The organism is Mesorhizobium sp. USDA 4413 (assembly GCF_056280365.1).
In genome coordinates this window covers 5,487,154-5,511,019 of the sequence record NZ_JBVPRP010000001.1, presented here as the reverse complement: position 1 = coordinate 5,511,019, position 23,866 = coordinate 5,487,154, and the positions used below count along the sequence as shown (strand labels likewise).

The 23,866-nt window shown below is 65.1% G+C and carries 24 protein-coding genes and 1 pseudogene; 13 read left to right on the top strand and 12 right to left on the bottom strand.

Going from position 1 to position 23,866, the window contains the following annotated elements; all coding sequences use genetic code 11:
- Nucleotides 1-324 precede the first annotated feature (324 nt).
- The 8 genes from ACVMIM_RS26930 to ACVMIM_RS26895 form a co-directional block, all read right to left on the bottom strand.
- Entirely contained in the window at nt 325-1,401 is a 1,077-nt protein-coding gene (locus ACVMIM_RS26930; protein ID WP_476115590.1) for an ABC transporter ATP-binding protein, read from the bottom strand.
- On the bottom strand, nt 1,398-2,198 hold the full coding sequence (locus tag ACVMIM_RS26925) for an ABC transporter permease (protein WP_278048295.1): 801 nt from the start codon (nt 2,196-2,198) through the stop codon (nt 1,398-1,400). The genes ACVMIM_RS26930 and ACVMIM_RS26925 overlap by 4 nt, the downstream gene beginning before the upstream one ends.
- A 1-nt stretch (nt 2,199) precedes the next feature.
- Nucleotides 2,200-3,060, bottom strand: coding sequence for an ABC transporter permease (locus tag ACVMIM_RS26920; protein ID WP_476115588.1), 861 nt, complete (start codon nt 3,058-3,060; stop codon nt 2,200-2,202).
- A 68-nt stretch (nt 3,061-3,128) separates the two neighbouring features.
- On the bottom strand, nt 3,129-4,133 hold the full coding sequence (locus ACVMIM_RS26915) for an ABC transporter substrate-binding protein (protein WP_040996068.1): 1,005 nt from the start codon (nt 4,131-4,133) through the stop codon (nt 3,129-3,131).
- A gap of 63 nt (nt 4,134-4,196) precedes the next feature.
- Nucleotides 4,197-5,672: an aldehyde dehydrogenase gene (locus ACVMIM_RS26910; protein ID WP_476115586.1), complete on the bottom strand. Its 1,476-nt coding sequence runs from the start codon at nt 5,670-5,672 to the stop codon at nt 4,197-4,199.
- Nucleotides 5,669-6,721, bottom strand: coding sequence for an LLM class flavin-dependent oxidoreductase (locus tag ACVMIM_RS26905; RefSeq protein WP_476115585.1), 1,053 nt, complete (start codon nt 6,719-6,721; stop codon nt 5,669-5,671). Before ACVMIM_RS26905 ends, ACVMIM_RS26910 begins: the two co-directional genes overlap by 4 nt.
- A 5-nt stretch (nt 6,722-6,726) precedes the next feature.
- On the bottom strand, nt 6,727-8,565 hold the full coding sequence (locus ACVMIM_RS26900) for an alpha/beta fold hydrolase (RefSeq protein ID WP_476115583.1): 1,839 nt from the start codon (nt 8,563-8,565) through the stop codon (nt 6,727-6,729).
- On the bottom strand, nt 8,558-9,145 hold the full coding sequence (locus ACVMIM_RS26895; protein ID WP_476115582.1) for an amino acid synthesis family protein: 588 nt from the start codon (nt 9,143-9,145) through the stop codon (nt 8,558-8,560). Before ACVMIM_RS26895 ends, ACVMIM_RS26900 begins: the two co-directional genes overlap by 8 nt.
- Before the next feature lie 138 nt (nt 9,146-9,283).
- On the opposite strand from ACVMIM_RS26895, the gene ACVMIM_RS26890 reads away from it, so the two are divergent.
- Nucleotides 9,284-9,958, top strand: coding sequence for a GntR family transcriptional regulator (locus ACVMIM_RS26890; RefSeq protein WP_476115580.1), 675 nt, complete (start codon nt 9,284-9,286; stop codon nt 9,956-9,958).
- Between the two features lie 14 nt (nt 9,959-9,972).
- On the opposite strand, the gene ACVMIM_RS26885 is transcribed toward ACVMIM_RS26890, so the two are convergent.
- Nucleotides 9,973-11,004 (bottom strand): hydroxyacid dehydrogenase, encoded by a 1,032-nt coding sequence (locus ACVMIM_RS26885; protein ID WP_476115579.1) that lies wholly within the window; start codon nt 11,002-11,004, stop codon nt 9,973-9,975.
- A 146-nt stretch (nt 11,005-11,150) separates the two neighbouring features.
- On the opposite strand from ACVMIM_RS26885, the gene ACVMIM_RS26880 reads away from it, so the two are divergent.
- From ACVMIM_RS26880 to ACVMIM_RS26845, 8 genes and pseudogenes are all read left to right on the top strand, one after another.
- The gene (locus tag ACVMIM_RS26880) at nt 11,151-12,224 is read left to right on the top strand and encodes a LacI family DNA-binding transcriptional regulator (RefSeq protein ID WP_040996055.1); all 1,074 of its coding nucleotides are present in this window, start codon (nt 11,151-11,153) and stop codon (nt 12,222-12,224) included.
- A gap of 77 nt (nt 12,225-12,301) precedes the next feature.
- Nucleotides 12,302-13,291, top strand: coding sequence for a sugar ABC transporter substrate-binding protein (locus ACVMIM_RS26875; protein ID WP_476115577.1), 990 nt, complete (start codon nt 12,302-12,304; stop codon nt 13,289-13,291).
- 129 nt (nt 13,292-13,420) lie between these two features.
- Nucleotides 13,421-14,185, top strand: a complete 765-nt coding sequence (locus ACVMIM_RS26870; RefSeq protein ID WP_476115576.1) for an ABC transporter permease — start codon at nt 13,421-13,423, stop codon at nt 14,183-14,185.
- On the top strand, nt 14,088-14,408 hold the full coding sequence (locus tag ACVMIM_RS26865) for an ABC transporter permease (protein WP_476117376.1): 321 nt from the start codon (nt 14,088-14,090) through the stop codon (nt 14,406-14,408). The genes ACVMIM_RS26870 and ACVMIM_RS26865 overlap by 98 nt, the downstream gene beginning before the upstream one ends.
- Nucleotides 14,405-15,181 carry an ATP-binding cassette domain-containing protein gene (locus tag ACVMIM_RS26860; RefSeq protein WP_278048283.1) on the top strand — a complete coding sequence of 259 codons (777 nt, stop codon included), beginning with the start codon at nt 14,405-14,407 and terminating at the stop codon, nt 15,179-15,181. The genes ACVMIM_RS26865 and ACVMIM_RS26860 overlap by 4 nt, the downstream gene beginning before the upstream one ends.
- Before the next feature lies 1 nt (nt 15,182).
- Nucleotides 15,183-16,037 carry a sugar phosphate isomerase/epimerase family protein gene (locus ACVMIM_RS26855; RefSeq protein WP_040996244.1) on the top strand — a complete coding sequence of 285 codons (855 nt, stop codon included), beginning with the start codon at nt 15,183-15,185 and terminating at the stop codon, nt 16,035-16,037.
- A gap of 95 nt (nt 16,038-16,132) precedes the next feature.
- On the top strand, nt 16,133-16,945 hold the full coding sequence (gene pcaD, locus ACVMIM_RS26850) for a 3-oxoadipate enol-lactonase (RefSeq protein WP_476115574.1): 813 nt from the start codon (nt 16,133-16,135) through the stop codon (nt 16,943-16,945).
- Nucleotides 16,938-17,215, top strand: a pseudogene (locus ACVMIM_RS26845) (carboxymuconolactone decarboxylase family protein); the annotation flags it as partial. The gene pcaD and the pseudogene ACVMIM_RS26845, both read left to right, overlap by 8 nt.
- A gap of 69 nt (nt 17,216-17,284) precedes the next feature.
- Here the strand turns inward: ACVMIM_RS26845 and pcaF are convergent.
- Genes pcaF through ACVMIM_RS26830 form a run of 3 tightly spaced genes read right to left on the bottom strand, consistent with a single transcriptional unit; the run spans nt 17,285 to nt 20,148 of the window.
- Nucleotides 17,285-18,490, bottom strand: a complete 1,206-nt coding sequence (gene pcaF, locus ACVMIM_RS26840) for a 3-oxoadipyl-CoA thiolase (RefSeq protein WP_476115573.1) — start codon at nt 18,488-18,490, stop codon at nt 17,285-17,287.
- On the bottom strand, nt 18,491-19,294 hold the full coding sequence (locus tag ACVMIM_RS26835; protein ID WP_476115571.1) for a CoA-transferase subunit beta: 804 nt from the start codon (nt 19,292-19,294) through the stop codon (nt 18,491-18,493).
- The gene (locus tag ACVMIM_RS26830) at nt 19,291-20,148 is read right to left on the bottom strand and encodes a CoA transferase subunit A (protein ID WP_476115570.1); all 858 of its coding nucleotides are present in this window, start codon (nt 20,146-20,148) and stop codon (nt 19,291-19,293) included. Before ACVMIM_RS26830 ends, ACVMIM_RS26835 begins: the two co-directional genes overlap by 4 nt.
- A 108-nt stretch (nt 20,149-20,256) precedes the next feature.
- Here ACVMIM_RS26830 and ACVMIM_RS26825 point away from each other — a divergent pair, with 108 nt between their 5' ends.
- From ACVMIM_RS26825 to ACVMIM_RS26810, 4 genes are all read left to right on the top strand, one after another.
- Nucleotides 20,257-21,027 carry an IclR family transcriptional regulator domain-containing protein gene (locus tag ACVMIM_RS26825; protein ID WP_476115568.1) on the top strand — a complete coding sequence of 257 codons (771 nt, stop codon included), beginning with the start codon at nt 20,257-20,259 and terminating at the stop codon, nt 21,025-21,027.
- A 91-nt stretch (nt 21,028-21,118) separates the two neighbouring features.
- Nucleotides 21,119-21,844: a GntR family transcriptional regulator gene (locus tag ACVMIM_RS26820; RefSeq protein ID WP_476115567.1), complete on the top strand. Its 726-nt coding sequence runs from the start codon at nt 21,119-21,121 to the stop codon at nt 21,842-21,844.
- 2 nt (nt 21,845-21,846) lie between these two features.
- Nucleotides 21,847-22,878 carry an ADP-ribosylglycohydrolase family protein gene (locus ACVMIM_RS26815; RefSeq protein WP_476115566.1) on the top strand — a complete coding sequence of 344 codons (1,032 nt, stop codon included), beginning with the start codon at nt 21,847-21,849 and terminating at the stop codon, nt 22,876-22,878.
- Nucleotides 22,875-23,849 (top strand): PfkB family carbohydrate kinase, encoded by a 975-nt coding sequence (locus ACVMIM_RS26810; protein WP_476115564.1) that lies wholly within the window; start codon nt 22,875-22,877, stop codon nt 23,847-23,849. Before ACVMIM_RS26815 ends, ACVMIM_RS26810 begins: the two co-directional genes overlap by 4 nt.
- The last annotated feature ends 17 nt before the right edge of the window (nt 23,850-23,866 follow it).

Sequence of the window (23,866 nt, the reverse complement as noted above, 5' to 3'; positions counted from 1 at the left end):
ACGCCATAGCCGCCGCCGAGCAGGATGAGTATGGCCAAAAGCACGATGCTGCGAAAGCGCTTCGGCCGGTTGCGAATGGGCTGTTGTGTTGATGAAATGCTCATGGCGCCGTCCACGTGGCAGGCAAGAATTATCAAGCCTTTTCAGGATGGTTGGGGGTTGAGATCGGCCTCGTTGATCGGCGGGACAGTAGTCCTGCCGATGCGGCGCTGTCAGCTTACAGATCGGTCATGTTGCGCTGCGGCATTCAAGGTTGTGTGAGCCCGCCTTGACCCGGCAATCGCGGCAAAATCAAAATTTGTTCACCCGAAGGGCAGTCGACGGTCAGGCGGGAAACAGGAAAGCCGCGCCAGGATCGAAAAACACCGGGCGACGGGAAGGCGCTACTTCCTGCGCCGCGAGCGCGGCGGAGGTCGGCCGGATGTCGATTTCCTGGCCGGCGCTTGTGCGCGCGACAATTCGCCGGCGCTCGCCGTAGAAGGCGACATCGACGATCTCGACCGAAAGCTCCGCATTGTTCGGCGAGCGCTCCAAACGAAAAGCTTCCGGCCTGATCATCAGCCTGGTCTTCTGCCCGGGCGCCAAGCTGCCGTTCGCGCTGATGCCGGAGACGAGCGCGCCGTCGGCGAGGCGGATGGTGGAGGTGCCGCCCACCGTTTCCAGATGTTCCGCGGCGAGGAAATTCGAGTTACCGATAAAGCCGGCGACGAAATCGGTGGCGGGTCTGAGATAAAGGTCCTCACCGGTACCGATCTGCTCGATGCGGCCTTCGCGGAAGAGGGCGATGCGGTCTGACAGATGCAGCGCTTCTTCCTGGTCATGCGTGACGTAGAGGATGGTGACGCCGGTCTCGCGATGGATGCGGCGGATCTCGGCCTGGATTTCTTCACGCAGTTTCTTGTCGAGCGCCGAGAGCGGCTCGTCCATCAGAAGGATCGGGGGATCGTAGGCCAGCGCGCGGGCAAGCGCGACACGTTGCTGCTGACCGCCCGAGAGAGCCGCAGGCAGCCGCTCGGCGAAGTTTTCCAGCCGCACCAGCGAGAGCATGTCGGCGACCTTGCGCTTGACCTCGGCATCGGGCCGGCGGCGGACGCGGAGCGGGAAAGCGACGTTTTCGGCGACGGTCAGATGCGGGAATAGTGTGTAGCGCTGAAAGACCATGCCGATGTTGCGCTTGTGCGAGGGCACCGAAAGCAACGACTTGCCTTGCAGCAGCACGTCCCCGGAGGTCGGATCCTGAAAGCCGGCAATGGCATAGAGCGTGGTCGATTTGCCTGAGCCGGACGGTCCGAGAAAGGTCAGGAACTCGCCCTTCGGGATATCCAGCGTGACATCGTGAACGGCGGTGAAGGCGCCGAACGCCTTGCGCAATTTGCGGATCGAGAGGAAGGGCTGGGTCATGTCTGCAGCTTTCGGCGCAAGAGTGCCGTCACGATCATCAGGGCGAGCGTAAGCGCGACCAGCAGGCTGGAGGCGGCGGCGATCACGGGCGTGAGATCGGAGCGGAGGCTGCCCCAGATCTTGACCGGCAAGGTCTGCAAGGTGGGGCTCGCCATGAAGATCGCCACGACCACCTCGTCCCAGGAGGCCAGGAAGGAAAAGATCGCGGCGGAGAAGATGCCGATGCGGATCGACGGCAAGGTGATGCGAAGCTTGGCCTGCAGCGGGCTCGCGCCGCAGACGATGGCCGCGTCCTCGATCGACTTGTCGAAGCCTTCGAGCGCGGTGGCGATCGGGATGATGGCGAAGGGCAGCGCCAACACGGTGTGAGCGACGACGAAGCCGACGGTCGTGCCGCCAAGGCCAAGCCTCAGAAAAAAGGCATAGATGGCGATGGCGAAAACGACGACCGGCAGTACCATTGGCGTGAGCAGCAGCCCGCGCAGGATCTCGCGGCCGCCGAACTGGCCGCGGACCAGCGCGAAGGAGGCGAGCAGGCCGATGGCGACGGCGAGGATCGCCGTCATCGTAGCAATGCGGGCGCTGGTCAGCGCGGCCTCGATCCAGGACGGATCGGCAAACAGCTCCTGATACCATTTCAGCGTCCAGCCGGGCGGGGGGAACGCCAGCCAGCGCGACGAGCCGAAGGACAGCAGGACGATGAAGACCACAGGCAGCAGAAGGAAGGCCGCAACGAGCGTGGTGAAGGCAAGCAGCGCGACCTTCAGCCAGCCGAGACGGTCATAGTCGAGCAGCATCTCAGGCGCCTCCGGTCGTGCGTCTTGCGCCGACCAGGCGCAGTTGCAGCGCGTAGAGCGCCATGGTGACGACGAGCAGGATGAAGGCGGCAGCACTCCCCAGTCCCCAGTTGAGCAGCGACTGGATCATCTGCGCGATCATTTCGGCGAGCATCATGTTCGACGTGCCGCCGAGCAGCGCGGGCGTGACGAAATAGCCAAGCGACATGACGAAGACCATCAGGCCGCCGGCGGCGATGCCGGGAAGCGAGAGCGGCAAAAGGATGCGGCGGAAGGCGGCAAGCGGGCTCGCGCCGCAAAGGGCGGCAGCGCGCAAAGTCATCGGATCGATGGCCCGCAAGGTGCCGACCAGCGGCAGGATCATGAAGGGCAGCATGATATAGACCATGCCGATGGTGACACCGGTGAGATTGTTGATGAGCGGCAGCGGCTGGTCGATGATGCCCGCGCCCATCAGCGCCCGGTTGATGACACCGGTGCGCTGCAACAGTACCATCCAGGCATAAGTGCGGGTCAACAGGTTCGTCCACATCGACAGGATGATGATGCCGAACAGGATCGAGGCGAGCGCCGGCGGCATGATGGCCAGCATCCAGGCGACGGGGAAGGCGACGAGCACGGTGACGATGGTGACGACGGCGGCGACCAGGAAAGTGTTGAAGAACACCCGCGCATAGGTGCCGTCGCCCAGCAGCGCCGCGTAATTCTGCAGGCCCGGAGCGGGATCGGTGACGCTACGCAGCAACAGCGCCAGCACCGGCACGACGAAAAACAATCCGATAAGCATCAACGCCGGAAGCAGGCCGCCAAGGCCTGCCGGTATCCGAGGGGTTGCGATCCCTTGCTCTGCTTCTACCGACATCTCGGTATCCCGGATTGGCGATCGGGACGGCCGGTGCCGTCCCGAATTTTGTCATGAAGGAACGCGCGTCACTTCGCCTGCCAGGCGTACCAGCGCGTGGCGATCTCGTCGCGATGCTCGGCCCAATAGTTCATGTCGAGGTTGATCTGGCTCTCGACATGGGCGTCGGGCAGGCCCTTGACCACCTCAGCGGGCATCTCTGCCTTGGCCTTGGTGTTGATCGGCGCATAGCCGCTGGCTTCCGCGAATTTCGCCTGGCCGGTGGGGCTGGTCGCGGCGGCAAGGAATTTCATCGCTGCATCCTTGTTCTTGGCGCCCTTCGGGACGACAAGCACATCGGCGGCGGTGAGGTTCTGGTTCCAGGAAACGCCGACGTCGGCGCCATCCTTTTCCAGCGCGAAGACGCGGCCGTTCCAGAGCTGGCCGAAAGCGGCCTCGCCGGAGGCGATCAACTGCTGCGATTCAGCGCCGCCGCCCCACCAGACGATGTCGGACTTGATGGTGTCGAGCTTCTTGAACGCGCGGTCGAGGTCGAGCGGATAGAGCTTGTCGGCCGGCACGCCATCGGCGAGCAGCGCGATCTCGATCACACCTGGCGCCGACCATTTGTAGAAGGTGCGCTTTCCGGGAAATTTCTTGGTGTCGAACATGTCGGCCCAGCTTGCGGGCTCACCGGAGACGGCGCCTTTGTTCCAAGCGAGCACGAAGGAATAGTAGAAGCTGCCAACGGCGTTCTCATTCGAGAAGCGCGGGTCGAGATCGGCCTTCGGCACGACGGCGAAGTCGATCGGCTCGAGCAGGCCATCCTTGGCCGCCTTGATGGCGAAGTCCATCTCGACGTCGACGACGTCCCAAGTGACGTTCTTGGCGTCGACCATGGCCTTCAGCTTGCCGTAGTCGGTCGGACCGTCCTGCAACACCTTGATGCCCGACGAAGCGCTGAATGGTTCGGCCCAGGATTTGGTTTGGGCTTCTTGGGTCGTCCCACCCCAGCTGGTGAAGACCATTTCGTCGGCCTTCGCGGCCGTCGTCGCCATCAACCCGGCAAGGATGCCGGCAAAAATCAGTTTCATGTCGTTCTCCTCTGATTTGTTTGTTCCGTTTCTTGTTCTTGGCAGTCCAACCTCGTCACGCCCTCAGCGCATGACGAAGGGATCGGGGATCGGATCATCCGAGGTGCGGATCCACACCGATTTCGGACGCGTGTAGTCGCGGATGGCGTCCAGGCCGCCCTCGCGGCCGAGGCCGGAAAGGCCGTAGCCGCCGAAGGGCACCAGCGGCGATACGGCGCGGTAGGTGTTGACCCAGACGACGCCGGCATGGATGCCGCGCGCCATGCGATGCGCCTTGGCGAGATTCGAGGTGAAGACGCCGGAAGCGAGCCCGAAGGGCGTGTCGTTGGCTAAAGCCAGCGCCTCGGCCTCGATGTCGAAGGCGAGCACGCTGAGCACCGGGCCGAACAGCTCTTCGCGCATGCAGGCGAGGGCCTGGTCCTGCGCCTCGATGATAGTCGGCGCGTAGTAGTATCCGTCGGTCTTGTCCTTCGGCCGCGCGCCGCCGGTGACGAGCCGCCCGCCCGCCGCCACGCTTTCCGAGACGATCGCCTCGATCCGTTCGCGCTGGCGCGCCGTCGCCAGCGGGCCCATCTCGGTCGCCGGGTCCCGCGGGTCGCCGATGACTATGGCTTCGGCCTTGCGTTTCAGCCGGGCGAGAAAATCATCCTTGACCGATCGCTCGACCAAGAGCCGCGAGCCGGCGACGCAGCTCTGGCCTGTCGCCGCGAAGATGCCCGCCACGACCGCATTGGCGGCGCTGTCGAGATCGGCGTCGGCGAAGACGACGACCGGGCTCTTGCCGCCGAGCTCGAGCGTCGTGTAGGCGAGGTTCTCGGCCGTGTTGGCGACGATCCGCCGGGCGGTCGAAGGACCGCCCGTGAAGGCGACGCGCGCGACCAGCGGATGGCTTGTCAGGCGATGCCCGCAATCGTGGCCGAAGCCGGTGATGATGTTGACGCTGCCGGCCGGGAAACCGGCTTCGTGGACGAGTTCGGCGAAAGCGAGCAGCGGCGCCGGGCCATCCTCGGAGGCCTTGAGAACCACCGTGCAGCCGGCGGCCAGCGCCGGGCCGAGCTTGACCGCCGACAGGAAGAGCTGAGAGTTCCATGGCACGACGGCCGCGACGACGCCGATCGGTTCGGGCCGCACCGTCACCTCCATATCGGCCTTGTCGATCGGGATGAAGGCGCCTTCGTGCTTGTCGGCCAGCCCGCCATAATAGCGGTAATAGTCGCCGACATAGGCGATCTGCGAGCGCGTCTCGCGGATGATCTTGCCGGTGTCGCGGGTTTCCAGCTCGGCCAGTCGGCCGGCATTGGCAGCGACGAGATCGCCGAGCTTCACCAGCAGTTTTCCGCGCGCTGTTGCTGTCATCGCCGACCATGGGCCGGAACGCAGCGCCCGATGCGCGGCCTCCACGGCGCGCTCGACATCGGCAACGGACGCGGCCGGCATCGTCGCCCAGGGCAGGCCCGTGGACGGATCGACGCTGTCGAAGCTGGAGGCGGGCTCAGTGAACTGGCCGTCTATGTAGTTCCTGAAGACAGTGCTGCTCATCGCGCGCCTGCCTCCTGGAAGGCCGGCACCACCTTGTCGATGAACAGCTGCAGCGATTTCTTCTTGCGCTCATGCGAAAGTCCGCTGTCGATCCAAATCGAGTACTGGTCGTAGCCCTGCGACTCGTAAGTCTTCAGCCTCGCGATCACCTCGTCTGCCTCGCCGATGACCAGGTTCTGCCGGATCTTCTCCGGTGCGTATTGCGGCATCGCCGCGATCTCTTCCTCGGTCAGCGGCTCCAGGACGCCTTGGCGGACGGGTTTCTTGTTCTGAAACCAGGCGCCGAACTGGCAGTAGAACTGCGACAGGTCCTGGGTCAGGCTGTCGGCGTCGGCGGCGTCCTCTGCGACGAATGTGTGCATCAAGAGCATGATTTCCGGCCGCGGGATATCCGGATGCGCCTGGCAGGCGGCGTTGAAGCGCTCCATCAGGCTCGCCACCTCGCCATCGCCGGAGGCAAGCGGCGTCACCTGGACCTGGCATCTGTTGGCGACCGCGAAATCGTGCGAGTTCGGGTCGCGCGCCGCCACCCAGATCGGCGGGTAGGGTTTTTGCAAAGGCTTGGGAGACGAGGTGGTCGGCGGGAACTGCCAGAACTCGCCGGAATGCTCGTAGTCCCCGTCCCAAAGGCCGCGGATCGCCGGAATCATCTCGCGCATGCGCTGGCCGGCGCCCCATGCATCCAGCCCGGGGAAGACGCGCTGATACTCATAGCTGTAGGCGCCGCGCGCGATGCCCAGATCCAGCCTGCCGCCGGTGACGACATCGGCCATCGCCGCTTCGCCCGCGAGTTTGATCGGATGCCAGAACGGCGCGATGATCGTGCCGGTGCCGAGACGGATGGTTTTCGTCTTGGCGGCGAGATAGGCGATGTTGATGAACGGGTTCGGCGAGATGGTGAATTCCATCCCGTGGTGCTCGCCGATCCAGGCTGTCTCGAAGCCGGCCTGCTCCGCCAGCAGGACCAATTCTTCCAGTTCCGCCAGCAGTTCGGAATGCGGCTTGGCGAGGTCCGAGCGCTCCATATGGACGAAAAGCGAAAACTTCATCGGTCTCACCGCTGGCCGGAATGGAATGGGCCGGAATGGATCGGCGCCGACGGCGCCGGCTTGGCGAGCGGCCGGACCTCGCCTTCGACCTCGTTGCCGACATAGACGCCGAACGTGTCCTCGGCGCGCTCGCGCGCATAGCGGGCGAGCATCGAACGCACTGCCGGGTCGGCGATCTTCAATTCGGCGATGCGTTCGATCTCGACAAAGCGGATCTGGCCGTCGCCTGAGACGGGGGCGTCCACCGTTCCGCGATAATAGACATGGGTGCGCGCGGCGTCCGTCGCGTCGTCCCACACCGCGTAGAGGAAGCCGAGCTCGGCATCGATCGCCTTGGCGGCGAGTTTTCCCCTGAGGCTGCGGGCATCGTTCGCGGCACCGAGGCCCCGGCCGGCGGGCAATTGGTGGAACCCCTCTGCGGTCTCGAAGAAGAGCACGCGGCCTTCGTTCTCCAGAATCGCGCCCACTTCCGTTCCGGGCGGAGCGGCAGCCGCAAGTGCTTCCTGGCTGAGGCCCGGCGTCACATAGGCGCCCCGGCAGTATCCGAGAGGCTGCGCACCATTGTGGCTGAAGTCATGGACGCGGCCGATGAGGATCGAATGATCGCCGGCATCGATCAACTGCTCCATGCTGCAATCGAACACCGCGACCGATCCCTCGATCAGCGGATTGCCGGTCTGTCCCGGCTGCCACGCGACGGACGCGAACTTGTCAGGAGCCTTCGAGGCGAAGATTCCGGACGCGGCCTTCTGAGCTTCCGCCAGGATGTTGACGGCAAAGCCCCTGGAGGCCGAGAAGGCCTGATGCCCCAGCGCCTTCTTGGCGATGCAGACCAGCACCAGCGGCGGATCGAGCGAGACCGAGGTGAAGGAGTTTGCGGTGAAGCCGCGCGGGTCGCCGGCCTCGTCAATGGTGGTGACGATGGTGACGCCGGTCAGGAATGAGCCCAGCGCACGCCGGAACTCCATGGCGTCGAATGCGGGGGCATCGAATGCGGGGGCGTCGAACGCCGGAGCCGCCTCGGCGCTTGCGGGAACATCTGCCACCCGGTCGAGAAAGGCCATGATGCGCGGAGTCACTTTTTGCGGCGAAGCGATTGTCATCATGTGCTTTTCACCGCTCAGCACCAGGCATCGTCCTGCCGGAGCAAGACGCGCCATGGCTGCCGACATAGCGGGCGTGGAGTTGCGGTCTTCCGAGCCGGTCATGAACAGTGCAGGTACGGCAAGGTCGGCCAGCCGATCGGCATGTGCGGTATCGGCGCTGGCAAAGAGGCGGTAGGTGCGGGCATAGCCCTCGGCGTCGACGCTTTCGAGCGCCGCGCGGGCCGTCGCGGCCGCGTCTGAGAGGCCCGGCGGAATCGGATTGCCGAACCAGCGCGCGATCGTCGCGGCGATGGCTGCCGGATCGCCGGGGCCGCCGAGCGCTGCCGCCCGTTCGCGCACTGCCTGCGCAAGCTCGGGAGGGCGGCGAAAGACAGCGTTGAGGCAGACCAGCGCGCTGACGCGAGCCGGGGCGCGAAGCGCGATTTCCTGTGCCACCAGCGCGCCCATCGAGTGGCCGACGACAGCGACGCGGTCCAAGCCGAGATGATCAAGCAGGCGGATCGCCTGATCGGCGAAGTGGGAGAGGCCGGCGTTTTCCGGGGGCAAAGGCGAAGCGCCATGGCCGAGCATGTCGATGGCGATCACGTCGAACCGATCTTGCATGGCGGCGATCTGCGGCTGCCAGATCGCCGCATCCATGCCGACGCCGTGGATGAGCAGGACCGGCGCGCCCGCACCGGCACGGACGAAGCCGGTGCCGTCGGTCGCCTTGCTGCGGATCGTCGCGGCGTCAGCCATGCAGGTCTCCGAGCTCCTTCAGGTCCTGATAGCGATCGCCGATGCGGTGATGCGGCCGGCCGCCGATCGACGCGCCGAGCGCCACCACCAGCTCGTCCGGGGCAGGCGCGTCGCCGATCTGGAAATGCACGGTGAGATAATGCGAGCGGCGGCCTTCGTCGTTCTTGTCCATCAGCGGAATCATGATCGGCGTGTTGGGACCGCCGCGCAAATTGGTGAAGGCGAGATAGGTCTTGGCGCCGACGGCGCGGCGATAATGGTTGCCGAAATGCAGGGTGTGGATCAGCGCCGAGGCATGCTCGACCTCGCCCGACGTGCCGCAGATGGCGGCCTTGCCGTAGCCTTCGATTGCTTCGCCCGAACCCGCGACACCGATGATCTCATTGGTCAATGTTTCGCCGAGCACCGGTGCGAAAGTGCGGATCTCCGGTGAGAGATCCTCGGTGAAGCCGCGGCCCGCCCATGGGTTGGTGAGCACAGCGGCGACGCCGATCAGGCGCAACGGCCGCGGAGCTGCCTTGCCGCCCTCGATCAGCGTGTTCTCGGTATAAGTCACGATCTTGCGGATGGCCGGCTGCATGAAATTCCTCGGGATGGAGCCGCTCGCGGCTGCATCGATTCCTGTATCGTCTTATGGTATACCATGCTATGGAGTGCCGCGTGCCTTGTCAATCGGTCATGGAATCTGTTTTTGTGACGAGGCTAGGGATTGAGGAAAATGGCTGACACGCTTCGCATCGACCGCTCCGCCAAGACGTTGAGGACGCTGGCGCTGGAGCGCATGCGCGAGGCGATCATGGATTTTCATTTCCAGCCCGGCGAAAGGCTGGTCGAGAGGCCGTTATGCGATCAGCTCGGGGTCAGCCGGTCGGTGGTGCGCGAGGTGCTGCGGCAACTGGAGGCCGAAGGCCTTGTGCAGATGATACCGGGGCACGGGCCGGCTGTGGCGAAGCCAGATCTCGGCCGAACCGACGAGATCTACGAGTTGCGCGCGCTGCTGGAAGGCATAGCGGCGAGGGCTTGCGCCACCTCGGCCACCGACGATCAGATTGCCTTGCTCGATGCGGCGCTGGCGAAGCTGCTCGAGGCGTGGGCGTCGGGCGTGCCAGCCGAGGTGATGCGGGCGACGGCGAGCTTTTACGAGGTGCTGTTCGAAGCCGCCGACAAGCGCATCGCCTGGGAGATCGTTACCGGCCTCAATGTCCGCATCAACCAGCTGCGCTCGATGACGATCCTGTCGCAGAACCGCCGCGAGCCGGCGATCGCTGAAATGCACGCGATCATGGATGCGATCCGTTCGCGCAAGCCGGAAGCGGCGGAGGCCGCGGCCCGGCGGCATGTGGAGACGGCTTGGAAGATCGCGCGCGACGCGCTTCGGCTCGGCACGCTTTAGGCAGCTCTTCGAGCTCAGTTCCTGTCGACCGGTTTGGAACGCATCCTCGACACCGTCTCTCGTTCGGCACGCTTCGAGCGCAGCGGCGGCAAGCCGCGGTCGATCAAGTCCATGTCCTCCAGCACCATGTCGCCCATGCGCTTGAAGGCGATGTCGAGCGCGCCGGCACGATGCGCGGAGCGCAGGAAGCCGGGGAGGGCGCGGACGGGATGGTCCTTGGCCAGCGGCTCCTCCGGGAAGACATCGCTTGCGGCAACGATGTGGCCGCTCTTCACCGCTTGCATCAGTGCCGGGAAGTCGACGACCCCGGCGCGGCTGAGCAGGATGAAGGCCGCGCCCTTGCGCATTTTGGCGAATGAGTCCGCTCCGAGGAAACCCTGGTTCTCGCTGGTGACGGAAGCGACGACGAAGACGAAATCGCTCTGCGACAGCACCTCGTCCAGCGAGGCCGGCTGGACGCCGTTGTCGATCAGGATCGACGGCGGCAACCAAGGATCATAGACCTTGGTGCGGGTGCGAAAACCTGTCAGCAGACGGTTGAGCGCGCGGCCGAGATCGCCGAAGCCGATGATGCCGACATCGGCGCCGGACAAGAGCCGCGCCGTCTGATTGCCGTCGCCGCCCCACAATTCCTTGCCCTGCCGGAAGGCGAGGTCGGCATCGACGATGTTGCGCGCAAGGTTGAGGGCCATTGCAAGGCCAAGCTCCGCCACCGGCTCGGCAAAGACAAGGCCGGTGGTGACGACATGGATGCCGCGCGCGAACAGCGTCTCATAAGGCATGTTGTTGAGGAGGTTGGTCTCGACGTTGAAGATGCAGCGCAGCGCCTTAAGCTTCTCCAGCGTCTCGGCTGAAATCGGCGGCTGACCGATGATGTAGCGCGCCTCCGCCAGCGTTTCGGCGGGTAAGGCGGAAACGCCTTCCGGCGTGGTCTCGACAATGCGATAATGGCTGCGAAGGCGGGCCAGTTGCGGCGGCGTGAAGATCAGGTCGAGCGTGCGCGGTTCGGGTGCGCTGATGACCAGCGGCAAGGTGTTAGCGGACATGTTCTCCTCCCGGGACACGATTGGATCGCGTCAACACATCTTTCCAGTCTTACTCCCGGTGAAACGATTTACAAGAACGAAAAATCGATTTATCGGTTAGATTAGCGAGGCGGCGAAACCCGCTGTCTGCCCTCGGGAGGAGGTCAATGGCGCAACAGGAAGCCAAGCAGAGGCGTCCGTCGATTCACGACGTGGCAAGCCATGCCGGCGTGTCCGCTGCCACCGTCTCCAAGGTGCTGGCCGGCGTTACCACGGTGAGGCCGGAGAACGCCCGGCGTGTGTTCGATGCCGTCGAACGCCTGGGCTACCGCGTCGATCCTCTGGCCTCCGACATGCGCAGGGCCAAACGCCGCATCATCGGCGCAATCATGCCGGAATTCGAAAGCGAGTTCTTCGGCTCGATGGTCACCGAACTGGAAGGGCTTGCCGAGCAGCGCGGCTATACGCTGGTCGCGGCATCGAGCCGTGAATCGGAAACGCGCGAGAAAGAAATCCTTGCCCGCATGCATGACTGGCGCGTTGCCGGCGTGGTGCTGGCGCCGGTGCGCAACGAGCACGGGCCGGCCGCCGCCTTCATGAAAGCCAACGGCATGACCGGCGTGCTGATCGACCGCGTCTTGTCCGACGACGCTTTCGACACGGTCTCGGCCGACAGCGCCGCGGCAAGTGCCGAGGTGGCGCGCGCGCTTGTCGGCCAAGGTCACCGGCACGTCCTGGTCGTCGGGCTTGGCCAGCAGGCGGCAACGGTGCGCGCTCGCCTTGAAGGGTTTCGCAGCGCCGCACTCCAACTTGCCCCCGACACCCGCATCGACGTCGTGCTCTCCGAGAGCGAAGTCGAGCCTTTGCGGACGCTGCTTCGCGACTATTTCAGCAAACGAGAGGCTGGAGACGACCGGCCGACAGCGGTCTATTCGCTCTTCCTCAAGGGCACTCTGGTGGCGCTGTCGGAATTCCGTCGGCGCGGCTGGCACTGCCCGAACGACATCTCGCTTGTCGGCTTCGACGACGCCGAATGGATGCAGGCGACATGGCCAGCGATCGCAGCTGTGGTGCAGCCGGTGCGCGAGATCGCCGGCAATGCGATGGAGGTTTTGTTTCGCAGGATCGAAGGCGACGGCGGACCGCCCAGGGCGCGGCTCGAACCCTGCAAGGTTTTGATGCGGGAATCCGTTGGCTCGCCAGGCAGCGGCCCGCATTCCGGGGGAGGAGACCGACAATAGCCCCCATTGTCGACAACGCAAAGAAAGGCGCCGGCCCTGGCCGAGGCATCCGGCGCAAACAACAAATGGAGGATGGAATGACACCGCTTTTCCCAAAGATGAATCGATTTGCGCTTGCCATGGGCGTGGCGCTTGCGTGCGCCACAGTCGGCGTGGCTAAAGCCGAGGACGGCGAATACGGCGTGTTGATGAAGACTTTGGCCAACCCGTTCTGGGGCGCGATGGCCCAGGGTGTCGCCGACGGCGCCAAGGAAGCAGGCGTGAAATACTTCCAGCAGGCGGCCGAGAGCGATCAGGCGGCCGAGCCGCAGCTCAATCTCTGCAATACGATGCTCGAGCGCAAGCCGGTGGCGATGATCACCGCCGCCATCAACTCGACCAATCTCTTGCCCTGCCTGAAATCGGCGCAGGACGCCGGCATCAAGATCGTCGACCTCGACAACAATCTCGATCAGGCCGTTCTCGACAAGGAAGGCGTCAAGGTCACCTTCCACATCGGTTCCGACAATGTCGCCGCCGGCGCGCAAGGGGCTGAATATCTCGTCTCCAAGCTCGGCAAGGACGCCAAGGGTCCGGTGCTGGTGATCGAGGGCCTGTCCGGCAACATCACCGGCGAGAAGCGCGCCAAGGGCTTCGCCGACAAGCTGAAGGAACTCGCGCCCGGACTTGAGGTCGTTGCCTCGCTGCCTGGCGACTGGGATCGCGGCAAGGCGGCCTCGATCGCCACCGACACGCTCACCGCCCATCCCGATCTCGTCGCCATCTTCTGCGCCAATGACGGCATGGCGCTCGGCGCCGTGGAGTCGGTCTATGCGGCGGGCAAGGGTTCGCAGGTGACGATCATCGGCGTCGACGGCAATGTCGACGCGGTGAAATCGATCAAGGAAGGCCGCCTCAACGCCTCTGTCGCGCAGCTTCCCTATCTCGTGGGCAAGCAGGCGGTGGAGAACGTCAAGAAGGCGCTTGGCGGCGAGAAGGTCCCGGAAAGTATTGCCGTGCCCACTTTGGTGCTGACCAAGGACGTGCTCGACGCCGGCAAGGAGCCGATGCTGCAATATGTGAAGTGAGGGAATAGGCAGTAGGCAGTAGGCAGTAGGCAGTAGGGAAGTATGCATCTCGCACCGCTATCATCCTTTCCCTGCTGCCTAAGCCCTACTGCCTACTGCCTTACTGCCCGCTCTTAAAGGTGCAAAGACATGGCTTCTGAACAGCCCGGCTTCTGGGCTCGGGTGCAGCGCGCATCCGTCGAAAGGCTCCACATCAGGCTGGAGTCGCTGGTGGTGCTTCTGGCGCTGAGCACGGCGATGGCACTTTTGTCGCCTTTCTTTCTGTCGCTCAGCAATTTCCTCAACATCCTTCTCGCCACCTCGACGATCGGTGTGCTGGCGATCGCCGCCACCTTCGTCATCGGTTCGGGGGGGCTCGACCTTTCGCTGGGTTCGGTCATGGGCCTTGCCGGCGTGGCCGGCGCCTTCGTCGCCGTCAATCTCGGATGGCCGTCGGTGCTGGCTGTGATCGCTTGTATCCTGGCCGGCGGGATCGCCGGCTACATCAACGGACAATTGGTCACCCGCGCCTTCGTGCCGGCCTTCATCGTCACGCTCGGCATGCTGGGCCTTGCGCGCGGTCTGGCGCTGGTCATCTCGAAGGGCAGGGCGATTTATGGCCTGCCGCCCGAGATCGTCTATATCGGGCAGGGCAGGCCCTTCGGCATCCCGATGCCGGTGATCATCTTCGTGCTGACGGCGATCGTCGCGCATGCGGTGCTCGCCTATACGCGCTTCGGCCGCCACACACTGGCGCTGGGGGATAGTGAAGGTGCCGCCCCGCGCGGCCGGCATCCGTGTCGAGCATCATCGCCGCATCATCTACACGCTGTCGGGCGCGCTGGCCGGCCTTGCCGGGCTGCTCTTCACCGCACGGGTGAATGCCGGCGATCCGACGGCAGGGATCAATTATGAGCTCACCGCCATCACGGCGGCGATTATCGGCGGCACCAACCTGTTCGGCGGCCGCGCCTCGATCCTTGGCACGATGATCGGCGCGCTGATCATGGGCGTGCTGCAGAACGGGCTGACGCTGCTTGCCGTCCAATCCTACTACCAGCAGATGGCGATCGGCGCGGTGCTGATCCTCGCCGTCTTCATCGACCAGTACCAGGTGCGGAAGGAGTCACGCGTATGACCCTGCTTTCGCTTCGCGGCATCCGCAAGAGTTTCGGCGCGGTCGATGTCTTGCATGGCGTCGACCTTTCAGTTGCGGCCGGCGAGGTGGTCGGGCTGGTCGGCGACAATGGCGCCGGCAAGTCGACGCTGATGAAGACCATTACCGGGATCTACCGGGCCGACACAGGCTCGATCGAATTCGATGGCAAGGACATCCTCGCGCTGGATCCCGGCCAACGGCGGCGCCTCGGCATCGAGATGATCTACCAAGACCTCTCACTGGCCAAGCAGCAGGACGTAGCATCGAACATCTTCTTGGGACGCGAACCGACGAAGCGATTGCTCGGCCTGTTCCCCGGCTTCGTCGACAAAGGCGAGATGGACCGCCAGGCCGCCAGGATGATCGAGCGGCTCGGCGCGCATCTGCCGTCCATCAATCGCTCGGTCGGGTCCTTCTCCGGCGGCCAGCAGCAGACCGTGGCGATCGCGCGCGCTCTCACCTTCAATCCAAAACTCGTCATCATGGACGAGCCGACGGCGGCGCTGGCCGTGCGCGAGGTGCAGAGCGTGCTCGACCTCATCCGGCGGCTGAAATCGGAAGGGATTGCCGTCATCCTGATCTCGCATCGGCTGAACGACGTTTTGTCGGTCACCGACCGTATCGTGGTGCTGCGCCACGGCCGGGCGGATGCCGATCTCGTCACCGTCAACACCAACATGAACGAAGTCGTCAGCCGCATCGTCGGCGGCGGCGATACGGCCGCAGCGGCGGCGCATGAGCAACGAGGCTGACATGAACACCTTTGGACTGCACACTTTTGCCATCGCGCCGGTCTGGGACCTCGCCCGCATCGAGCCGCAGATGGATCGGCTGAAGGAGCTCGGCATCGGCCTGATGGAAATCCCGCTGCTCAGACCCGAGGAGATCGACACCAAGCGCACGCGCGGCTTCGCTAATCACTATGGCGTTGAGCTTATCCCCTCGCTCGGCCTGCCGCGAGCGCTTGACGTGGTCGAGCGGCCGGACGAGGCGCTCGACTTCCTGCAGCCGGCCTTCACGGTCTGCAACGAGGTCGGCGCCGAAGCACTGGGCGGCGTCACCTACGGGACGATCGGCAAGACCACCGGCCGCGCGCCGACGCAGCGCGAGATCGACGGCATGTGCCGCTTCCTCGAACGGGCAGCGAAGTCGGCGAAGTCGCGCAGCCTCAAGCTCGGCATCGAGCCCTGCAACCGGTACGAGACGCATCTGATCAACCGCGGCATCGACGCGGCGCGGATTATCGAACGGGTCGGCGCCGAGAACATCTTCATCCATCTCGACACCTACCACATGCATATCGAGGAGGAGAGTTTTGCTTCCGGTTTCGAGGCGGCGGCGCCCTATCTCGGCTACGTGCATGTGTCGGAAGCCAATCGCGGCGTGCCAGGGCGCGGCATGCTCAACTGGGCCGCCTGCATGAAGGCGATCGCCGATATCGGCTATGAGGGCGCGATCACGCTCGAAAGCATGAACCATGTCGATGTCGATATCGCCGGGGGTCTCGCCGTATGGCGGCCGGTGGCGGAAGATCCGCGCGACGTCATCGAAGTCGGACTGCCGTTCCTGCGCGAGGAGGCGAGGAAGGCGGGGCTGACGCTCGGGTAGCATCACACTCCGAGGGAGCGGCCGAAGCAACCCTGGACGGTTTGGATTTACCGAACCAAATTGCTCTTGCAATGTGGCTTTGGAGGATTGAAATCGTGCCATTCGTCAGCATAGGCGGCGTCACGCTGCATCATCGCCATATCGAGGCGACCGGCACGTCGCGTCCGATTATCTTCATCAATTCGCTGGGCACCGATTTCCGCATCTGGGACGACGTCGTCGCGCGGCTCACCGGTGAAATGCCGATGCTGGTCTATGACAAGCGCGGCCATGGGCTGTCGGATATCGGCAGCGGGGTGCGCTCGATCGACGACCACGCCGACGATCTGAGCGGCCTCATCGATCATTTCGGTTTCGACAAGGTGGTGCTCTACGGCCTGTCGGTCGGCGGCATGGTCGCGCAGCAGCTCTATGCACGCCGGCCGGAGCTCGTCGAGGCGCTCATCCTCAGCGACACCGCCCATAAGATCGGCACGGCCGAGAGCTGGAAGGCGCGTATCGCGACCGTCGAGCGCGACGGGATCGAGGCAATCGCCGACGGCATCATGAAAGTGTGGTTCACACCGGAGTTCCATGCCAAGCGCGCGGAGGATCTGGCCGGCTGCCGCAACATGCTCACCCGGCAGGCGCTGCCGGGTTACATCGGCACCTGCATGGCGGTGCGCGATGCCGATTTCACCGACAGTGCCCAGCGCATCGCGGTGCCGACGCTGTGTGTCGTCGGCGACCAGGACGGTTCGACGCCGCCGGATCTGGTCCGCTCGCTGGCCGAGCTGATCCCCGGCGCGCGCTTTGAGGTGATCCGCAATGCCGCGCACATCCCGTGCATCGAGCAGCCCGAAGCGCTCGTCAGCCTGATCCGCGATTTCGTCGCCTCGTTGCCCGAGGGAAAGCCTGCTCATGGATGATGTCACGAAAAACCGCTACCGGACCGGTCTCGATGTCCGCCGCTCAGTGCTCGGCAGCCGCCGTGTCGACCGTGCCGAGGATGCCGCGACCGATTTCGACCGGCGTTCCAGCAACTGATCACCGAGGCGGCATGGGGATGGGCGCGGCCCGGCTGCTCGAAGCGCGAGCGCTCGATCGTGACGCTGGCGCTGCTTGTCGCGGTCGCCCATGACGAGGAAGTGGCAATGCGCGCCACCGCCCATACGAGCGCCACGCGGGACGACATCTGCCCGCGCAGGTCGAAAGCCAAGGTCATTGATGCACACGTTCTCGGCACACGCTGGCGTGCCTCTATCATTTCAAACGCGTTCGAGCGCTATCGCGATGCCTTGGCCGACGCCTATGCACATGGTGGCCAAGGCTAGCTTGCCGCCGCGCTCGCGTAGCTCGATCGCCGCCGTGCCGGTGATGCGCGCACCCGACATGCCGAGCGGATGACCGAGCGCGATCGCACCACCGTTTGGATTGACGTGCGCAGCATCTTCGGCAATGCCGAGCTCACGCAGAACGGCAATGCCCTGGGAGGCAAAGGCTTCATTGAGCTCAACCACATCGAACCGGTCGGGCGTCAGGCCCAGACGCGCGCAAAGCTTCTTGGTGGCCGGCGCCGGGCCGATGCCCATGATGCGCGGCGGCACACCGGCGGCGGCACCCCCGAGGATGCGGGCGATGGGCGTCAGGCCGTGCTTCTTCGCCGCGGCTTCCGACGCGATGATGAGTGCGGCTGCGCCGTCGTTGACGCCGGAAGCATTGCCGGCCGTGACCGTGCCGCCCTGGCGGAACGGCGTCGGCAACTTGGCCAGCGCTTCGATGGTGGTGCCGGCGCGGGGATGTTCGTCTTTCGACACGACGATCGCGTCGCTTTTCCGCTGCGGAACGGTCACAGGCGTGATCTCCATCGCCAGGCGGCCATTGGCCTGTGCGGCAACTGCCTTGTCCTGGCTGCGCACGGCGAAGGCGTCCTGATCGGCTCTGCTGACGGCAAAATCCTCGGCCACGTTCTCGCCGGTCTCCGGCATGGAATCGACGCCATATTGCTTCTTCATCAGCGGGTTGACGAAGCGCCAGCCGATGGTGGTGTCGTAGATTTCGGCATTGCGCGAGAAGGCGGTGTCCGCCTTCGGCATGACGAAGGGCGCGCGGCTCATCGATTCCACGCCGCCGGCGATCATCAGCTCGGCCTCGCCGGCCTTGACGGCGCGCGCGGCGATGGTGATGGCATCCATGCCGGAACCGCACAAGCGATTGACGGTCGAACCCGGAATGTCCTGGGGCAAGCCGGCAAGCAGCAGCGCCATACGCGCGACATTGCGGTTGTCCTCGCCCGCCTGGTTGGCGCAGCCATAGATGACGTCGTCGACAGCCGACCAGTCGACGCCGACGTTGCGCTCGACCAACGCTTTGAGCGGGACGGCCGCGAGATCGTCGGCGCGCACGGAGGACAACGAGCCGCCGAAGCGGCCGATGGGCGTGCGGATGTAATCGCAGATGAAGGCTTCTGTCATCTAGGCAGCTTTCCCTTTGGCGGTTCCTTGATGCGCCGCCTGGGTGCGGGCCTGCAGGTCGCGCAATGTCTTCAGCTCGAGTTCCGTCGGCGCCGGTGTCGCGTCAAGGGCCTCGGCGAATTTTACGACCCAGCCACAAGTCTCCTGCACCTGCGCGCGCGTGACGCCGGGATGCAGCGACACCACGGTGAACTCCTTGGTCGCCGGGTCCGGTCTCCAGATGGCGAGATCGGTGATCAAAAGCGTCGGACCGGCGGTATCGATGCCGAGGCGCTTGCGATGGTCGCCGCCGTCGCCATGGCCGAAGGAGGTGAAGAAGTCGATCTTCTCGACCATGCCGCGCTTCGACTGGGCCATGGTGATGTAGACTTGCCTCGACGAGGTGGCGATCTCCGGCGCGCCGCCGCCGCCGGGCAGGCGCGTCTTGGGATGCGCATAGTCGCCGATGACGGTGGTGTTGATGTTGCCGAATTTGTCGAGCTGGGCGGCACCCAGGAAGCCGATCGAGATGCGGCCGCCCTGCAGCCAGTAGCGGAACATCTCCGGCACCGCGACGGTGGTGACCGCCGTCTCGCACAATTCGCCGTCGCCTATCGACAGCGGCAGGACATCGGGCGCCGTGCCGATGGTGCCGCTCTCATAGATCAGCGTGATGTCGGGCGCATGCGTCAGCCGCGCGACGTTGCAGGCGGCCGACGGCGCGCCGATGCCGACGAAGCAGACATCGTCGCTTTTCAAGGCGCGACTGGCGGCAATCGTCATCATCTCGTTGGGAGTGAAGCCCATATCGTTGGCGTCGCTCATGCGGCTTTCCTCAGATGCTCGACGCGGCCGGCAAAGTCGTCCGCGTCGCTCTCGATGACGTTCTTCCGGATCCAAGCTTGGAAGCGGTCGCGGTCGGCGGCGATCTCGTCCCATTCGAGATAGGCGGCGTTGTCGCGCTCGTAATAGCCATGCGTGTAGGACGGATGCGATCCGCCCGGAACGACGGAAATCGCCGCGATCGTCCAGTTCGGCAGCACGGTGAGGTTGGGGTGCAGGTCGTCGAAATTGTCGACCACTTCCTCGACCGTCACTACGGCGCGCTTTGCCGCCAGCACCGCCTCCTTCTGGATGCCGATGATGCCCTCGACCAGCACATTGCCTTTCCGGTCCGCCTTCTGCGCGTGGATGAAGGTGACGTCCGGCCGGATCGCCGGGACGGCGGCCAGCACCTCGCCGGTGAAGGGGCAAGTGACCGACTTGATGTTGGGATTGACCGCGGCGAGCCCGGCGCCGCGATAGCCGCGGAACACCGCGCAGGGTAGGCCCGCGGCGCCCGCCTCGTAGGCGTTGGCCATGCCGGCGTGGCTGTGCTCCTCGACCTCGATGGCGCGGGGAAAACCGTTCTCTATGGCGTCGCGAGCGCGTCGCAACAGGCCAACGCCCGGGTTGCCGAGATAGGAGAAGATGATCTTCCTCGCCATGCCCATGCCGATCATCTGGTCGTAGATCAGGTCGGGCGTCATGCGGATCAGGGTCAGGTCGCGAAAGCCCTGGCGGATCGCCTCATGCGCGGCGGCGGTCGGGATGAGATGGGTGAAGCCCTCGAAAGCGACCGTGTCGTCATCATGCAGGTTTTCCGCGACCGCTTCTTTCAGCGGCAGGAACTTGACCATCTCAAAGGCTCCGTCGATGGAAAAAGTTCGCATTGCGAACATTTGTTTTAAATGAGATACTTCTAGCTCCAAGCTCCGCATTAAGTCAACGCAGGTCTGGAGGTGCTCGTGGAAGAAGAAGCCATTTCACGCGATCACGTCGGCTCGCTGGAACGCGGCCTTGCGGTGATGGAGATTCTCGCGCGCCATCCGGCCGGCATGACGTTGACCGAGATGGCCGAGGAGGCGGATCTCACCCGCGCAGGCGCTCGCCGGTTCTTGCTGACATTGGTCGCCACGGGCTACGCGTCGCAGTCCGGCCGGCTCTTTTCGCTGTCGCCGCGTCTTTTGACGGTCGCGCGGACCTGGCTCGGCGGCGCTTCGCTCTGGACTTTTGCCGCGCCGGTCATGCGCGAGGTGGCCGGCAAATTCGACGAAGCCTGCAACGCGGCGGTGCTGTCTGGCGAGGACGTTGTCTATGTCGCGCGTATTCCCGGCCGGCGAATCTTAAGCGTCGCGCTCGATGTCGGCACCAGGCTACCGGCCTATTGCACGTCGATGGGGCGGGTGCTGCTTTCCGGTCTGTCGGCGGATGACTTGAAGGCCTACCTGGCGGAAGCGTCCATCGAGCGGCGAACGCCGAAGACGATCACCGGCCGCGCCGCGCTCGGCAAGGCCATCGATAGGGCAAGGGCCGATGGTTTCGCGATCGTCGACGAGGAGCTGGAGCTCGGCCTGCGCTCGATCGCCGTGCCGATTACCGACCGCGACGGCCGCACCATCGCCGCCATCAACGTCTCCACGCAATCCGCGCGTTTCTCGGTCGAGGCGATGGAGCGCGAAATATTGCCGGTGCTGCGGCAAGCCAAGCAGCGCATCGAGCAGTTCTTCTTCGTTTAACCCAGCGGAGCATCGGACAGCGGTCCGTTGACGCTTCATTTCAGATACGCTACTGAACAGGATCATACAGGTTCATTGAACAGGTATCGATATGGCCCGTCGCGCGATGCAGCTCTCACCCGGCACGGGCAAGCCCGAGCAGATCGCGACGGTTCTGGAGCATGAGATACGCTCAGGCCTGCTCGGCTTCGGCGACCGCCTGCAGAGCGAAAACGAGCTCGTCCAGCGCTTTTCCGTCAGCCGCAACACGGTCCGCAAGGGGCTGGAGGAACTGTCGAGCCGCGGCCTCATCACCACCAAGGTCGGCATCGGCTCCTTCGTCACCTTCGACGGCATGCCGGTCGACGATGCGATCGGCTGGTCGCGCGCGCTGGCCAATGCCGGCGCCAATGCCGAGACGCGCACGTTGCGACTCGAGATCATCGAGGACGCGGAGCTGGCGGCCAGGCTCGGGGTCGAGAGCCCGTCCTTCATCGCCGTCGACCGCGCCCGCACCAATGCCCATGACGGCCACGCCATTTCGATCGAGCGCAGCCGCTTGCCCTTATCGCCCGAGCTGGAAGAAGTGCCGCTGCGCGGCTTGCGTGAAGGCTCGCTGCACCAGACGCTGCGCGGGGCGGGGCTCGTTCCCGACCACGGCGAGGAATGGGTCGACATCGAGATGCTGAGCGCGGCCGATGCGGCGATCCTCGCCTGCGCGCCCGGCGCGCCGTTCCTGCGCACACGCCGCCTGACGCGCGCCGCCGATGGGCGCGCCATCGAATTCGTCACCAGCCTGCTCAACCCGGCGCAATTCGCGCTGCATCTGGAGTTCTGAACATGGCAGGGGAGGCGATCGATACGGCCATGGGCGCGCTGATCGGCGGAGCGCTTGGCGATGCGCTGGGCATGCCGACTCAGCTTCTGTCGCCCGCCCGCATCGCCGCGCTCTATGGCCATGTCGAGGATTTCGTCGCACCCTCAGCCGATCACCCAGTGTCGAAAGGGCTGCCCGCCGGCACGATCACCGACGACACCGAGCAGGCGCTGTTGCTTGGCCGCATCCTCGTCGAGTCCGGCGACCGCTTCGATCACGCGCGCTGGGTCAATGCGCTGCTCGACTGGGAGCGGGACGTCAAGGCGCGCGGCAGTTACGACCTGCTTGGACCATCGACCAAGCGCGCCATCGACGCCATCAACAAGGGCGCGCCGGCCGAGGAGGCTGGACGCGGCGGTGACACCAACGGCGCTGCGATGCGGATCGCGCCGGTCGGCATCATGATGCCGCCGGAGCCGCTCGAGGCGCTGGTCGCCAAAGTCGCGGAAACCTGCCGGGCCACGCACAATACCTCGATCGCCATCGCCTCGGCCGCCGGGGTCGCTGCTGCGGTCAGTTTCGGCGTTTCGGGCGGCGACTGGCGCGCCGCTTCGAGCCATGCGGTCGCTGCCGCAAAACTTGGTGCTGCGCTTGGCCATTGGGTTACTGGTGGCGACATTGCCCAGCGCATCCTCTGGGCGCAGGAACTCGTTCGCGGCAAGGCGGAGAAGGAAGCCATCAAGCTGATCGTCGACCTGGTCGGCACCGGCGTCGCCAGCCAGGAATCGGTGCCGGCGGCCTTCGCGGTGCTGGAGGTCGCGCAAGGCGACGCGTGGCGGGCTGCCGTCATCGCCGCCAATCTCGGCGGCGACACCGACACGATCGGCGCGATTGCCGCCGGCATGGCCGGCGCCTGCGCCGGGCTGTCGAAGCTGCCGCAGGATCGCATCGCCCAACTTCGTGGCATCGATATCGCGCAGATTCGCGCGCTGGCTGAGGATCTGGTCGCCGCACGCAGCCGCAAGGCCAGCCCTGGCAAGGAGGATGCCGCATGAGCGGACGGCTCGTCCATGTCGGCAGCGCGGTGGTCGACTATGTCTACCGCATCGACGCCCTGCCCGCGGCCGGCACGGAAAAGACCGCGACGAGCTACGCCCGCGTCGCCGGCGGCGGTTTCAACATGATGGTCGCGGCAAGCCGCACCGGCATGAAGGTGGTGTTCGGCGGCCAGTTGGGCACCGGGCCGGACGGAGACTTCCTGCGCGCCGCTTTCGCCGCCGAAGGCATCGAAACGCTGACGCCGCCGTCGCCCTCGATGGACAGCGGCAATTGCGTCGCCATGATCAGCGGCGACGCCGAGCGCACCTTCGTCTCCTGGCCGGGTGCCGAGAGCCGGCTCACGTTCGCCATGATGAAGCCGGTTCAAGTCGTTCCAGGCGATTGGGTTTTCGCCTCGGGCTATACGCTGAGCTATCCCGGCAGCCGCGATGCGCTCGCGGATTGGATCGAGGCGCTGCCAGCCGGCATTCCTTTCGTGTTCGATCCGACGCCGGTGATCGCCGATATTCCCCGGCCGATCCTGGACAGGGTTCTGGCGCGTACGACCTGGCTGAGCTGCAACACCAATGAGGCCGCCGAGATTGCCGGCGCCGGCGATGGACAAACCGTCGCCATCCGATTGCTCGCCGACCATTGCCGCAAAGCCGAAGGCGTCGTCATCCGCGCCGGCGCGCATGGCTGCCTCGTGCGCATGGCCGATGGCGGCACCCGCGCGGTGCCCGGCTTCAAGGTGGAAGCCGTCGACACTAACGGGGCCGGTGACACGCATATCGGCGCCTTCGTTAGCGGCCTTTCGCGCGGCATGTCCCCTTGCGAGGCGGCACGCTACGCCAATGCGGCCGCGGCGCTTTCGGTCACCCGCCATGGCGGGTCTTCGGCGCCGACCGACACGGAAATCCAGGAATTCCTGACCCAGCGCGGCGACGCGACGACCGCGCTTGGCCGGGCGGAAGCGACTGCAACTTAACAAGCCCGTCAATCGGG

Bases quoted from the DNA above. Each gene is read 5' to 3' on its own strand.
- ACVMIM_RS26930 (WP_476115590.1), bottom strand. From the start codon at position 1,401: ATGACCCAGCCCTTCCTCTCGATCCGCAAATTGCGCAAGGCGTTCGGC.
- ACVMIM_RS26925 (WP_278048295.1), bottom strand. From the start codon at position 2,198: ATGCTGCTCGACTATGACCGTCTCGGCTGGCTGAAGGTCGCGCTGCTT.
- ACVMIM_RS26920 (WP_476115588.1), bottom strand. From the start codon at position 3,060: ATGTCGGTAGAAGCAGAGCAAGGGATCGCAACCCCTCGGATACCGGCA.
- ACVMIM_RS26915 (WP_040996068.1), bottom strand. From the start codon at position 4,133: ATGAAACTGATTTTTGCCGGCATCCTTGCCGGGTTGATGGCGACGACG.
- ACVMIM_RS26910 (WP_476115586.1), bottom strand. From the start codon at position 5,672: ATGAGCAGCACTGTCTTCAGGAACTACATAGACGGCCAGTTCACTGAG.
- ACVMIM_RS26905 (WP_476115585.1), bottom strand. From the start codon at position 6,721: ATGAAGTTTTCGCTTTTCGTCCATATGGAGCGCTCGGACCTCGCCAAG.
- ACVMIM_RS26900 (WP_476115583.1), bottom strand. From the start codon at position 8,565: ATGGCTGACGCCGCGACGATCCGCAGCAAGGCGACCGACGGCACCGGC.
- ACVMIM_RS26895 (WP_476115582.1), bottom strand. From the start codon at position 9,145: ATGCAGCCGGCCATCCGCAAGATCGTGACTTATACCGAGAACACGCTG.
- ACVMIM_RS26890 (WP_476115580.1), top strand. From the start codon at position 9,284: ATGGCTGACACGCTTCGCATCGACCGCTCCGCCAAGACGTTGAGGACG.
- ACVMIM_RS26885 (WP_476115579.1), bottom strand. From the start codon at position 11,004: ATGTCCGCTAACACCTTGCCGCTGGTCATCAGCGCACCCGAACCGCGC.
- ACVMIM_RS26880 (WP_040996055.1), top strand. From the start codon at position 11,151: ATGGCGCAACAGGAAGCCAAGCAGAGGCGTCCGTCGATTCACGACGTG.
- ACVMIM_RS26875 (WP_476115577.1), top strand. From the start codon at position 12,302: ATGACACCGCTTTTCCCAAAGATGAATCGATTTGCGCTTGCCATGGGC.
- ACVMIM_RS26870 (WP_476115576.1), top strand. From the start codon at position 13,421: ATGGCTTCTGAACAGCCCGGCTTCTGGGCTCGGGTGCAGCGCGCATCC.
- ACVMIM_RS26860 (WP_278048283.1), top strand. From the start codon at position 14,405: ATGACCCTGCTTTCGCTTCGCGGCATCCGCAAGAGTTTCGGCGCGGTC.
- ACVMIM_RS26855 (WP_040996244.1), top strand. From the start codon at position 15,183: ATGAACACCTTTGGACTGCACACTTTTGCCATCGCGCCGGTCTGGGAC.
- pcaF (WP_476115573.1), bottom strand. From the start codon at position 18,490: ATGACAGAAGCCTTCATCTGCGATTACATCCGCACGCCCATCGGCCGC.
- ACVMIM_RS26835 (WP_476115571.1), bottom strand. From the start codon at position 19,294: ATGAGCGACGCCAACGATATGGGCTTCACTCCCAACGAGATGATGACG.
- ACVMIM_RS26830 (WP_476115570.1), bottom strand. From the start codon at position 20,148: ATGGTCAAGTTCCTGCCGCTGAAAGAAGCGGTCGCGGAAAACCTGCAT.
- ACVMIM_RS26820 (WP_476115567.1), top strand. From the start codon at position 21,119: ATGGCCCGTCGCGCGATGCAGCTCTCACCCGGCACGGGCAAGCCCGAG.
- ACVMIM_RS26815 (WP_476115566.1), top strand. From the start codon at position 21,847: ATGGCAGGGGAGGCGATCGATACGGCCATGGGCGCGCTGATCGGCGGA.
- ACVMIM_RS26810 (WP_476115564.1), top strand. From the start codon at position 22,875: ATGAGCGGACGGCTCGTCCATGTCGGCAGCGCGGTGGTCGACTATGTC.